The 11723-nt window shown below is 71.6% G+C and carries 11 protein-coding genes and 2 pseudogenes; 5 read left to right on the top strand and 8 right to left on the bottom strand.

Annotation, left to right across the window (positions count from 1 at the left end):
- Positions 1-209 precede the first annotated feature (209 nt).
- A complete protein-coding gene (locus AB0H87_RS14340) occupies positions 210-1355 on the top strand; it encodes a cytochrome P450 (RefSeq protein WP_360144166.1) in 1146 nt (381 codons plus the stop codon).
- Here AB0H87_RS14340 and AB0H87_RS14345 read toward each other — a convergent pair.
- Together AB0H87_RS14345 and AB0H87_RS14350 are read right to left on the bottom strand one after the other, a co-directional pair.
- On the bottom strand, positions 1326-1982 hold the full coding sequence (locus tag AB0H87_RS14345; RefSeq protein ID WP_360144169.1) for a class I SAM-dependent methyltransferase: 657 nt from the start codon (positions 1980-1982) through the stop codon (positions 1326-1328). The two genes, AB0H87_RS14340 and AB0H87_RS14345, sit on opposite strands and share 30 nt — an antisense overlap.
- A gap of 10 nt (positions 1983-1992) precedes the next feature.
- The gene (locus tag AB0H87_RS14350) at positions 1993-3159 is read right to left on the bottom strand and encodes an LCP family protein (RefSeq protein ID WP_360144172.1); all 1167 of its coding nucleotides are present in this window, start codon (positions 3157-3159) and stop codon (positions 1993-1995) included.
- Between the two features lie 99 nt (positions 3160-3258).
- Here AB0H87_RS14350 and AB0H87_RS14355 point away from each other — a divergent pair, with 99 nt between their 5' ends.
- Positions 3259-4101, top strand: a complete 843-nt coding sequence (locus AB0H87_RS14355; RefSeq protein WP_360144175.1) for a MerR family transcriptional regulator — start codon at positions 3259-3261, stop codon at positions 4099-4101.
- 7 nt (positions 4102-4108) lie between these two features.
- A complete protein-coding gene (locus tag AB0H87_RS14360; RefSeq protein ID WP_360144178.1) occupies positions 4109-5017 on the top strand; it encodes a transglutaminase-like domain-containing protein in 909 nt (302 codons plus the stop codon).
- On the opposite strand, the gene AB0H87_RS14365 is transcribed toward AB0H87_RS14360, so the two are convergent.
- The 3 genes from AB0H87_RS14365 to AB0H87_RS14375 are packed head-to-tail and all read right to left on the bottom strand — an operon-like array spanning position 4983 to position 7009.
- Positions 4983-6089, bottom strand: a complete 1107-nt coding sequence (locus AB0H87_RS14365) for a damage-control phosphatase ARMT1 family protein (RefSeq protein ID WP_360144181.1) — start codon at positions 6087-6089, stop codon at positions 4983-4985. The two genes, AB0H87_RS14360 and AB0H87_RS14365, sit on opposite strands and share 35 nt — an antisense overlap.
- Before the next feature lie 21 nt (positions 6090-6110).
- Positions 6111-6494 (bottom strand): RidA family protein, encoded by a 384-nt coding sequence (locus AB0H87_RS14370; protein WP_360144184.1) that lies wholly within the window; start codon positions 6492-6494, stop codon positions 6111-6113.
- On the bottom strand, positions 6491-7009 hold the full coding sequence (locus AB0H87_RS14375) for a GNAT family protein (protein ID WP_360144187.1): 519 nt from the start codon (positions 7007-7009) through the stop codon (positions 6491-6493). Before AB0H87_RS14375 ends, AB0H87_RS14370 begins: the two co-directional genes overlap by 4 nt.
- A 113-nt stretch (positions 7010-7122) precedes the next feature.
- Here AB0H87_RS14375 and AB0H87_RS14380 point away from each other — a divergent pair, with 113 nt between their 5' ends.
- Entirely contained in the window at positions 7123-8682 is a 1560-nt protein-coding gene (locus AB0H87_RS14380) for a family 10 glycosylhydrolase (protein WP_360144190.1), read from the top strand.
- On the opposite strand, the pseudogene AB0H87_RS14385 reads toward AB0H87_RS14380, so the two are convergent.
- A pseudogene (locus tag AB0H87_RS14385) lies at positions 8671-9273 on the bottom strand (nitroreductase family protein). The gene AB0H87_RS14380 and the pseudogene AB0H87_RS14385 sit on opposite strands and share 12 nt — an antisense overlap.
- A gap of 43 nt (positions 9274-9316) precedes the next feature.
- On the opposite strand from AB0H87_RS14385, the gene AB0H87_RS14390 reads away from it, so the two are divergent.
- Positions 9317-10663, top strand: coding sequence for a transaminase (locus AB0H87_RS14390; protein WP_360144193.1), 1347 nt, complete (start codon positions 9317-9319; stop codon positions 10661-10663).
- Between the two features lie 13 nt (positions 10664-10676).
- Here AB0H87_RS14390 and AB0H87_RS14395 read toward each other — a convergent pair.
- Positions 10677-11066: pseudogene (locus tag AB0H87_RS14395) on the bottom strand (SgcJ/EcaC family oxidoreductase); the annotation flags it as partial.
- Positions 11067-11070: 4 nt separating this feature from the next.
- Positions 11071-11712 (bottom strand): helix-turn-helix domain-containing protein, encoded by a 642-nt coding sequence (locus AB0H87_RS14400; protein ID WP_360144196.1) that lies wholly within the window; start codon positions 11710-11712, stop codon positions 11071-11073.
- Between the last annotated feature and the right edge of the window lie 11 nt (positions 11713-11723).

Consider the following 11723-nt stretch of genomic DNA (forward strand, 5'->3'; position numbering starts at 1 on the left):
GTTCGCGCTCAGCGCGATGTCCAGGTAGCGGGCCTCCTTGGCCTGGTCCTCGTCAGTGTTGCAGAGGACGACCGAGTAGCCGGCTGCCTGGGCCATGCCTCTCCTGTCGCGATCGGCTCCAGCCCTGGCGCCGCGGTGGATGTCCGTGTCAAGATATCGCCGCCATTCGGATGATGAGAACATCTGACGGTAACATCTAGGGAGGAAAAGTGACGGTCGAGATTCAGCTCGGCGACCCGGACCTGCTGCGCGACCCCTTCACCGGGTACGCGCACGCCCGCGAGCAGGCGCCCGTGGTCGCCCTCGTGGCGCCGGGCTTCGGCACCATGTGGGCGGTGACCCGGCACGCCGAGGCCAGGGCCTTCCTGGCCGACCCGCGGTTCACCCTCGGCGACGAGAGCTTCCAGCGCCTCGACGTCCCGGCGCACTGCCGGCCGTACCTGCGGACCATGCAGCACATCGACGGTGCCGAGCACGCCCGCCTGCGCCGCATGGTGACGCCCGGCTTCTCCGCCCGCACCGCCGCCGCGTCGCGACCGCGGCTACGCGAGATCGTCGACGACCTGCTCGACGGGCTGGAACGCGCCGCCGACCAGGACGGCACCGTCGACCTGCTGCGCCATTTCGCGACCCCGCTGCCGATGGAGGTGATCTGCGAGCTGGTCGGCGTGCCGGCCGAGGATCGTCCACAGTGGCACGTCTACGGCCGGGCCGTCGCCGCCGGCCACGGTGCGGCGTTCAAGGAAGCGATCCCGGCCGTCATCGAAGGCGCACAGGCCGCCGTGGCACGCCGGAGGACGTCACCCGGCCCGGACGTGCTCAGCCGGCTCGTGACGGAGGACCTCACCGACGCCGAGCTCGTCACCTTCGTCTGGCACCTCGTCCTGGCCGGCCAGACACCGACCAACCTGATCGCCAACGCCATACCGACCCTGCTCGACCACCGCGACCAGCTGACCGCCTTCCGGGACACGAGGTCCGTCGAGGAACTGCTCCGCTGGTGCGGCCCCCAGCTGCTGACCATCCCCCGCCAGGCCGGCGAGGACGTCGAGCTGTGCGGCGAGCTGATCAAGAAGGGCGAGCCGGTCACCGCCGTCCTGGCCGCCGCCAACCGCGACCCACGGGCGTTCGCCGACCCGGACCGCTTCGACGTCGACCGCGCGCCGAACAACCACCTGAGCTTCGCCCACGGCGCGCACTTCTGTCTCGGCGCACCGCTGGCCCGCGTCCAGACCGAGGTGGCCCTGACGGCCCTCTTCGACCGCTATCCCGACCTGAGGCTCGCGGACAGAACGGAACGGATCCCCGACCCGGCCACCTGGCGCCTACCGACGCTCCGCGTCAGCTTGGGCTAGCAGGTAACACCGCCGGCTCGGGAACTCCGCACCGGGCACCGGCTCACGCAGGGTGGTGGCCGCGACCGTGAACCCGGCCGCCACCAGGTCGGCGGTCACCGCAGCCGGATCGAGGTAGTACGCGTCGAGATCGACGACAGACCCGAACCACTCACTCAGGTGATGCGCGCTTCCCGGCGGCTGGTCGGCGGCCGACACGTGGAACGACACCAGCGCCCAGCCGCCGGCGCGCAGCACCCGGGCGAACTCCCGGAACGCCCGCGCGCGCTCCGCGGGCCCCAGATGGATGATCGAATAGAACGCCACGATCCCCGACCACGCACCGTCTGCGACCGGCAGGTCCAGCATCGAGCCCACCTCGAAGCTCAGCTGCGGCGCCGCCTCCCGGGCGATCTCCACCATCGCCGGCGACAGGTCGACACCGACCACGCCCCGGTGCCGGGCGGCCAGGTACCGGGTCACGTGCCCGGGCCCGCAGCCCACGTCGGCGACCAGTCCCGGACACAGCGACAGCAGCGCGTCGAGCAGCGCGCGATCGAGCGGCTTGGCCGCCAGCTCCGATCGCAGGGCGGCGTCGTAGGCCGCCGCGACGGTGTCGTAGGTCTCCCGGATCCGGCTCTCCGACATTCCCAGAAGACTACTTGTTGACCATCTCCGGATGCGCGGCGATGAACGCGTCGGCCGTGCCGCCACGGACCGCGGCGAAGAACTCCTTCGCCTCGGGCTGCAGGGCCTCACCGGCGTACGAGCCGCTGTCGTTGCGAAGCAGTCCGCCCTTGAGCTTGACCATCGTGATCGAGTCCTCGCGCATGCCGCGCAGCGCGAGCGCGAAATCCGCGACGCTGTGCCCGCGGCCGTTGAACACCAGCGACTCGCCGGCCGCCCGGATGACCCGGTCGAGCTTCGGGAAGTCGAACAGCACGTCCTTGCTCAGCGCCTGTTGCGCCATCGCCTTCACGAACTGCTGCTGGTGCCGCTGCCGGCCGTAGTCGCCGTCCTTGACCCCGTAGCGCTGCCGCACGTAGTCGAGCGCCTGCCAGCCGCTGAACTTGTGGGTGCCGCGGACGTACTTGGCCCGCGGCCCGTAGTACGGATGCTCGCAGCCACAGCCGCTGTTGGGCCGGTGCTTGCCGTCGGGCGTCATGTGCTCCGAGTAGACGACGTCCTGGTCGACCGTCATGGTGACGCCGCCCATCGCGTCGACGATCTTCCTGAAACCGCTGAAGTTGACGATCGCGCCCGCGTCGAACCGGGTGATGCCCGTGTACGCCGAGACCGTCTTCGACAGCAGCTCGAAGCCCTTGGCCCGGTCGGGCGTGCCACCGCCCGGCACCCGGCTGCCCAGCGCCATCGCGGCGTTGAGCTTTTCGTGCCCGCCCTTGAAGCCGGATTTCGGGAATGCCGGAATCTCGACCACGAGGTCGCGTGGCAGCGAGAACAGGTAGCCGCGGTCGAGCCCGTCCGGAATGTGCATGATCATGATCGAGTCGGCCAGCGGCAGCTGGGTCTCCTCGCGCGGGTCGATGCCGACGAGCAGGATGTTGAGCGGCCCCTTGATGTCACTCTTCGGCTCGACGTCGTCGCCCTCGCCGAAGAGGTCCTCGGTGGTGACGGCGCCCTCGTAGCGGGCGAGCAGCGCCTGCGACGTGACGATCAGGCCACCGCTGGCGACCATCAGGATCGCGCCGACGATCACGCAGATCCGGGCCCACCGCGGGATCGTGGAGAGCCGGCCCTTCTTCTTCGCCTGGGCTGGGTCGGTATCGGGGGCGGATTCGGACTTGGCGGGATTGTCGGGCGGCATGCGGCGTCCTCCCGGTCGCTTATTTAAGGAGACGCATCCTGATACCCATTGCGTTGCGCTCTTTACCTTGCCCCTTGGGCAGGGTGAAGACTTGTCGTCATGGACGTGCGTGAGCTGACCATCGGGGAGTTCGGCCGGCGGACGGGTTTGTCAGCAAAAGCCCTGCGACTGTACGAAGTGTCCGGTCTGCTCCGCCCAGCGAGCGTCGACCCGGCCACCGGCTATCGACGGTACTCCACCGAGCAGGTCGAACGCGCCTGCCGGATCAGCCTGCTGCGCCAGCTCGACATGCCGCTGTCCGTGGTCGCGGAGGTGCTCGCCGGCGACGACACCGAGGCCGCGATCCGGCTCGATCGCTGGTGGCAGGCGCAGGAGGCGCAGACCCGGTCGCGCCGGGGCAGCGTCGAGTACCTCCGCCAGCAGCTCACCCAGGGCGGTCCGGCCCGCCGGCCGTACGCCGTGACGCTGCTCGACCGCCCCGAGACCAAGGTTGCCTGCATCACCCGCGACTGCGACCAGCAGTCCCTGGTGCCGACGACCCTGGCCTGCGCCGCCGAGATCGCCACGCATCTGCGCGGGTCCGGTGCGACACCGCTCGGCGAGCGCTGGATCCTCTTCCACGGCCACGTCACCCCGGACAGCGAGGCGACCGTCGAGATCGGACTGCCGTTCAGCGGCACCGTCGAGCCCGTCCGCGACATCGCCATCCGGGTCGAGCCCGCAGCGGTCATGGCGGCCGCCACGGTGCCCCGCGGCGACTGCTTCTACCCAAAGATCATGCTGGCCTACGACGACGTCCAGGACCACATCCGCGAGGCTGCACTGCCGGTGACCGGCGCACCGCGCGAGATCTACTTCGCCGAGTGGTGCGAGATCGCCGACGACGACCCCTTCGTGCACGTCGCCGTGCCCGTCCGACCGACCAACCACAGTGGAGTGTGAACCCCCCATGAACAACACCCGGCAGACCGCGTTCAGCGACCCGGGGGCGTACGCGCACCTGTTCGACAAGCTGCCCACCGACCCGCGCGAGCTGACCGCCGTGGTCCGCAACGTGATCACCCACTACCGCGACCCGAACGTCAAGCTGCCCGCCGACCACGCCGACGACATCAACCACCGGTGGATCGACCGGCTGCTGGCCACCGACCAGGCCCGGCACGACGCACCGCTCGACGCGCCACGGGCGCCCGAGGACCGGGTCGGCGGCTGCTGCCGGGACTTCTCGCTGCTCGCCGTCGCGGCGCTGCGGCACCAGGGCGTGCCGGCACGGATCCGGATCGGCTTCGCCGACTACTTCTTCGTCCCCGGGTGGCACCACGACCACGTGGTCGCCGACTACTGGAACGGCACCCGTTGGGTGCTCGCCGACCCGCAGATCGGCCCCGGCGACTGGTCGTTCGACCCCGACGACATGCCCCGGCCCGAGAACGTCGACGCCCCGTTCGCCACCGCCGCCGCCGTATGGACGGCCTACCGGCGCGGTGACGTCGACCCCGACACCTACGGCGTGGACCCCGGCCTGCCGCTGCGCGGCGACTGGTTCATCCACGGCTCGGTGATCGGCGAGCTGGCCGCCCGGCAGGGCGACGAGGTGCTGCTCTGGGACACCTGGGGCGCCATGACGGACCACGTCGACGAGGCCGGCGCGGCGCTGGCGGACGAGATCGCCGCGCTGCTGCTGGCCGCCGACGCCGGCGACGAGGCGGCGGCAACGGAGCTAGCGAGCCGCTACGCGGCCGACGACCGGCTCAACCCGCGCGGCCAGGTGACGTGCATGTCGCCGACCGGCCAGACGTTCATGGTCGACCTGGCGACCCGCGTCAGCGCGCCTGCACCAACCCGTGCCGACCACTGACCCGCCAGCGCGGCTCGGCGGCGTCCAGCCGGTCGACCGTTGTCCGGTCCACCCCGACCACCACCTCCGACTTGCAGGTGCGTAGCGCGACGACCGGTACACCGAGGTCGACCGCCGCCTCCGCGAACGGCGTCGTCGGGTCCCAGTCGCGATCGCCGACCAGCCGGCGGTAGTTGAGGTCGCCCTTGACGAGCACCACCCGGTGCCCACGCAGGTCTGCCACCAGGTCCGCGGGCAGGTCGTGGAAGTCGAGGGGTGCGCACCAGAACGCGTGCGTACGCACGACCACGCGCGGGTCCACCGCCCGCCCGAGCCGCGCGCGGGCGGCGTCCACATCGGACGCCGTCGCGTCCGAGACGTAGTAGGGCGCCGGTTTCACGTGCAGCGTCACCCGGTCGGCGAGCCCGGTGTCGAGCAGCCAGCCCGCGAGCACGAGGTCGGCCAGGATCTCCCGGCCGGCGTTGTCCGTGACCACACAGACCGGGCCCGGCTCCGGCAACGCGGCCCGGAGCCGCCCGGTCTGGTCGACCAGCAGCTCGTCCGGCGCCGTGGGGTCCGCCGGCTCCTGCATCCGGAAGCTCAGGTCGACCCGGTTGCCGAACACCGCGGCCTGCACGACGGCGGCGAGCCCCGCGTCCGTCGGCTCGGCGGGCAGGTCCGCGACCCAGGCGAGATCGCCGTCGAGCGACGGGTCGGCCAGCTCCGCGTCCTTCATGGGGCGGAACGGGTCGACCCCCTGCCACGGCCCCGGCCGGAAGTAGTCGACCGCGTCGAGGATCCGCCGGTAGAAGTAGCTCTCCGCCCACAGGAACGGCGCGTCGGCCCACGGGCGACCGAAGTGCCCGCGATCCCACGCGTCCCAGTCGGCGAGGTCCGGCGCGTCGTCCGGCAGCCGGCGGATCACGCCCGTCAGCGACTCGTCGAGCAACGCCCGCAACGCGTCCCGCTGCGCCGCTGGGTACGGGTGCGCGCCCGCGACCCGCTCGACCAGCGTCGGATGGCGGTTGTGGAACACCTCCCGCGCGTACCGTCCAGGGGTGCCGACCAGCAGCTCGCCAGGTGTGTTCCGCACGCCACCATCATCGCGTGCCGGTCAGTGGCGCCGGGCGTCGACCTCGATCTCGAAGCGCATCGCCGGGTCGGCCAGCCCGCAGACCAGCATGGTCGCCGCCGGCCGCACCGCGCCGAACGCCGCGCGCAGGGTCGGCCAGCAGGGTTCGAAGTCGGCGCGGTCGGGCAGCAGGTACCGGACGCGGACCACGTCGGCCAGCGTGCAGCCCGCCTCGGCCAGCGCCGCCTCGACGTTGCGGAGCGCCTGGGCGCACTGCGCGACCACGTCGTCGGCGATCGTCATCGTCGCGTAGTCGTAGCCGGTGGTGCCCGACACGTAGACGTGGTCGCCGTCGACCACCGCGCGCGCGTACCCGATGCGCTCCTCGAAGGTCGACCCGCTCGTGATCGTCTGCCGCCCGGTCACGCGGGCTCCCATTCGTCGTTGACGAGCTGGAACAGGATGTGGTCCTGCCACCGCCCGTTGATCCGCAGAAAGTCGCGGGCGACGCCGATGCGCTCGAAACCGTTGCGGGCGAGCACCTTCTGCGAGCCGGCGTTGTCGAGCAGCGTGCCCGCCTGCAGCCGGTGGAGCCCGAACTCGCCGAAGGCGGTCTGGACCATCAGCGCCGTCGCCTTGGACGCGATGCCGCGGCCGTTGACGGACCGGGCGACCCAGTAGCCGAGGTGCGCGGACTCGGCCGGTCCGCGCTCGATCACACTGAGTGAGATCATCCCGACGAGCTCGCCGTCGGCCTCGATGACGCACCGGTAGAGCTGCGGGTCGGCGTTCGCCTCCTCGATCCGGGTGAGCTGCCCGGCCGGGGTGTAGAACGTCTCGGCCCGCGGCGGCTCGAACGGCGCGAGGAACTCCTTGTTGGCGACGTAGACGGCGGCGAGGGCCGCGGCGTCGGACGCCTCGATGCGGCGGATCTGAACCATGATCCGATTCAACCATCCCCCGGCGAAGGCCCGCCCGCTCGAACGGGTCGGTTTCCTTATGTCGGGCTTTGTTCCATTGACCACGTCCGCACCCGGGCCCTACCGTCGTGGCCGTGCAGCGTCGGTTGCTGATCGGGCTGGTGGCTGTCGTCCTCGCGGTGACGGTCCCGGCCGGGATCAGCCTGCTCGGACGCGACTCGGACGCCAGCCCTGACGCCGGGGCCGGTGCCGCCCTGCCCACCTGTGCCAGGGAAAACCTGGCCGCGAAGCGCGAGCTGCGCGGCATGTGGCTCACCACGGTCAGCAACATCGACTTTCCGAGCAAGCCCGGCCTGCCCGAGGAGAAGGTCAAGGCCGAATACCTGGGGTGGCTCGACCTCGCGCAGAAGATGAACCACAACGCGGTGTTCGTGCACGTGCGGCCGAGCGGCGACGCGTTCTGGCCGTCCGCCTACGCGCCCTGGTCGGAATGGCTGACGGGCGTACGCGGCAAGGATCCGGGCTGGGACCCGCTGGCCTGGATGGTCGCCGAGACGCACGCCCGCAACCTCGAGTTCCACGCCTGGTTCAACCCCTACCGCGGCAGCCAGCCGGCGACCTCCGGCGGCGCGGGCGCCGACTTCGCCAAGCTCGCGCCCGACCACCCGCTGCGCAAGCACCCGGAGTGGGCGGTCGCGTTCCCCGAAGGCGAGGCGAACAGCCGCTTCTACTTCGACCCGGGCGTGCCCGAGGCGCGGCGACACGTCGAGGACGCGATCCTGGACGCCGTCAACCGGTACGACATCGACGGCGTGCACTTCGACGACTTCTTCTACCCGTACCCGGAGGGGCACGAGTTCAACGACGACCGCAGCTACGCCCGCTACGGCGCCGGGATGTCGCGGGGCGACTGGCGGCGGTCCAACGTGGACACGTTCGTGCGCGAGGTCGGTGAGCGCATCCGCGCGGCCAAGCCGTGGGTGCGGTTCGGGCTGAGCCCGTTCGGCATCTGGCGCAACAGGTCCAGCGACCCGGTCGGCTCACCGACCCGCGGGCTGGAGAGCTACGAGGCCATCTACGCCGACACCCGTCGGTGGGTCAAGGAGAAGTGGCTCGACTACATCGTCCCGCAGCTCTACTGGAACATCGGCTTCGACAAGGCCGACTACGCCAAGCTGCTGCCGTGGTGGGTGGAGACCGTCAAGGACACGGGTGTCCAGCTCTACATCGGACAGGCCGACTACCGGGTCGGCGAGGCCGGGCCGTGGAGCCAGCCGGCCGAGCTCGACAAGCAGCTCGCGCTCAACGACCGCTACCAGGTGGCCGGCAGCATCCACTTCAGCGCCAAGCAGGTCAAGGCCGACCGGCTCGGCGCGGTCTCCCGCTACCGCGACGCCCACTACGCCCAGCCGGCCCTGGTGCCGACCGTCACCCGGTTGCGGGACGCCCGGCCGCCGGCGCCGGAACCCACCGGGTCCCGGCGCGACGGCGACCGCACGGTGCTGACCTGGCGGCCGGTGGACGACGTGACGAGCTACGCGATCTACCGGGCCGACCCCGGCGCGAAGAACGCCGTCCTCGTAGCCACGGTCCGCTCCAGCGACCTGCCGAGCTGGATCGGCCCGGCGGGCAGCTACTGCGTCACGTCGCTGGACCGCGCCAACAACGAGAGCGAGCCCGTGCTACTCGGCTGAGCCCCAGTTGCCGCGGAACACGACGTCGTCGGTGGGTCGGCGGCGGCCGCGCAGGTCGCGTGGCGGCTCGTCGCTGTAGCCGACCGAGATGGCGCCGATCGGTGCGTAGCCGGCAGGCACGCCGAACTCCTTCTTGAACGGCTCGATCGCGTCGATCGGCAACCCGAAGAAGCACGCGCCCAGGCCGGCGTCGATCGCGGTGAGCAGCATGAGCAGCGCCGCCATGCCCGTGTCGATGTCCCAGTAGGGCGCCGGCCACCAGGCGTCGGAGCGGTCCTCGTGCCCCTTGTCGGCCTGCGCGTACCGGTCGAGGTAGGCGTCCTTGTGCGAGCACGGCACGATCAGCAGCGGGGCGGCGTAGTGGGAGGCGAACCACTACTCCGGCTCCGCGGAGCGGCGCATCGCGACCCGGAAGCGGTCGTGGTCCTCGGGGGTGTCGAGGACGAGGAAGCCCCAGCCCTGGGAGAAGCCGGCCGACGGGGCGCGCAGGCCGTTGCGCAGGATCCGGTCGACGACGTCGGGCGGCACCGGACGGTCGGGCTCGTAGCTGCGGACCATCCGGCGCTTGCGGACAACATCCTGAAACTCCATCGCATCACCGTACCTTCGGCCCGTCGGCTGGTACGGTGCGGCGATGATCGACCGCGATCGACTTTCGGCCCTGCTCGCCCGGGAGCGGGCGGAGTTCGCCGCCACGCACGCCCGGTCGGCCGACGCCTACGCGGCGGCCCGCAACCTGTTCGGTCGCGTGCCGATGACCTGGATGAACAAGGCCGCGGGCGGCTTCCCCGTATACGCGGCGAGCGCCCGCGGTGCCCGGGTGACCGATGTGGACGGACACACGTACGTCGACTTCTGCCTCGGCGACACCGCCGCGATGGCCGGGCACTCCCCGGCGCCGGTCGTCGACGCCGTGCGGCGCGCCGCCGGTGACGGCCTGGCCACCATGCTGCCGACCGAGGACGCCGCGTGGGTCGGCGCCGAGCTGGCGGGCCGCTTCGGGGTGCCGCGGTGGAGCTTCACGCTGACCGCGACCGACGCGAACCGGTGGGCGATCCGGCTGCTGCGGGCGGTGACCGGGCGGCCCCGGATCCTCGTCAACTCGTACTGCTACCACGGCTCGGTCGACGAGTCCCTGATCGTCGTCGGACCGGACGGCGAGCCGGCCGGCCGCCCCGGCAACGTCGGCGCGCCCTGCGACGTGACGACCACCAGCCGGGTCGCCGAGTACAACGACCTGGCCGGTCTGGAGCGCGAGCTGGCGCACGGCGACGTCGCCGCGGTGCTGATGGAGCCGGCACTGACCAACATCGGCATCGTGCTGCCGGAGCCGGGTTATCTCGCCGGCGTCCGCGAGCTGACCCGGCGCTACGGCTCGTACCTGGTCAACGACGAGACGCACACGTTCTCGACCGGACCGGGCGGTGCGACGGCGGCGTGGGAGCTCGAACCCGACGTCGTCACGATCGGCAAGGCGATCGGGGGCGGCGTGCCGATCGGCGCGTACGGCCTGTCGGCGTCGCTGGCCTCCCTGCTGGCGGGGCGCGACGACCTCGACCTGGTGGACATGGGCGGGGTCGGCGGCACGCTGGCGGGCAACCCGCTGTCGGTGACGGCGGCCCGGGCCACGCTGGAGCACGTGCTGACGCCGGCGGCGTTCGCCCGGATGACCAAGGTGGCGTCGACCTTCGCGGCCGGGGTCCGTGAGGTCGTCGACCGCTTCGGCCTGCCGTGGTCGGTGACGCAGCTCGGCGCCCGGGTGGAGTACCGGTTCGCCAGCCCGGCACCGAGCAGCGGCGGCGCCTCGGCCGCCGCGGCGGACCCGGACATCGAGGACTTCCTGCACGCGTACCTGCTGAACCGGGGTGTGTTGTTGACCCCGTTCCACAACATGGCGCTGATGTGCCCGGCGACCACGCCGGCCGACGTCGCCACCCACCACGAGGTGTTCGCGGCCGCGGTTACGGAGCTGGTGGGCTGACGCTGTCGTCGGCGAACGAGTGGTGCTCGTGCGTCACCTGCCAGCGGCCGTCCCGCTTGTGCAGCCCGACGGTCAGCCGCAGCCGCAGGTCGGGCTTCGCGGCCAGCTCCTCGGGCGTGCCGCAGCGCAACAGGGCGTACGCGAAGGCCACGTCGTCGCCGGCCGTCACGTCGAGCGACTCGAGCGCGAAGTCCGCGCCCTGCTCCTGCCACGTGAAGAAGTCCGGCCAGGTCGCGCGATAGGCGTCGAGCCCACGGACACCGGCGTACGGCGGCGGCACGTCGAACATCACGATGTCCTCGGCGTGGTCGGCGAGCACCCCGTCGAGGTCACCGGTGTGCACGGCGGTGACCCAGTCGCGGATCAGGCGGTCGATGGCGGCGCGGTCGGCGTCGGTCGGCATGGGCTCAATCCTCTCCGCAGAGCTGGGGGCGCAGGGTGTCGAACGCCCATTTCTCGTAGCGGTCCGGCGACCACTCACGCTCGCGGACGAGGAGCAGGTAGAGCTCGGGCGAGAGGATCGCGTAGAGCAGGTCGGCGGCCTCGGCCTCGGTGACGCCGGTGCGCGCGTCCGGCTTGGCCACCAGCGACCGCGCGGCCGTCGACAGCACCGTGTAGCGCGGGTCGGCGTCGCGGGGCCAGAGGTCCGCGATCTCCGGGTCCGCGGCCGCGGCCAGCGTGATCATGCTGACGATCGGCGCGACGCGCTCGAGCACACCGCGGGCGCCGGCCACCTGCGCGCGCAGTTGCGCCACGGCGGTCGGTGCGGCGAGGGCGTCCCGGTACCACTGGCGCTCCATCGTGGCCACCGGCTCGTCGTCGCCGGCGATCGTCACGTCGACCATCTCCTTCAGCAGCGTCCGCTTGTTGCCGAAGGTGAAGTAGATGGTCTGCACGGCGACGCCGGCGGCCGCCGCGACGTCGGTGAGCGTGGTCGCGCCGTATCCCTGCGCGATGAACAGCTCCCGCGCCGCGTCGAGCATGCGGGTGCGGGTCTCCCGCGCTTTCACGGTGCGCCGGTTCGGTGCCCGGCCCTTGACGCTCGTCACCCGGCTAGTGT

It is taken from the genome of Asanoa sp. NPDC050611 (assembly GCF_040654855.1).
Classification (GTDB): domain Bacteria; phylum Actinomycetota; class Actinomycetes; order Mycobacteriales; family Micromonosporaceae; genus Asanoa.

Coding starts and splice junctions, on each gene's coding strand:
- AB0H87_RS14345 (WP_360144169.1), bottom strand. CDS start 1,982: ATGTCGGAGAGCCGGATCCGGGAGACCTACGACACCGTCGCGGCGGCC.
- AB0H87_RS14350 (WP_360144172.1), bottom strand. CDS start 3,159: ATGCCGCCCGACAATCCCGCCAAGTCCGAATCCGCCCCCGATACCGAC.
- AB0H87_RS14355 (WP_360144175.1), top strand. CDS start 3,259: ATGGACGTGCGTGAGCTGACCATCGGGGAGTTCGGCCGGCGGACGGGT.
- AB0H87_RS14360 (WP_360144178.1), top strand. CDS start 4,109: ATGAACAACACCCGGCAGACCGCGTTCAGCGACCCGGGGGCGTACGCG.
- AB0H87_RS14375 (WP_360144187.1), bottom strand. CDS start 7,009: ATGGTTCAGATCCGCCGCATCGAGGCGTCCGACGCCGCGGCCCTCGCC.
- AB0H87_RS14390 (WP_360144193.1), top strand. CDS start 9,317: ATGATCGACCGCGATCGACTTTCGGCCCTGCTCGCCCGGGAGCGGGCG.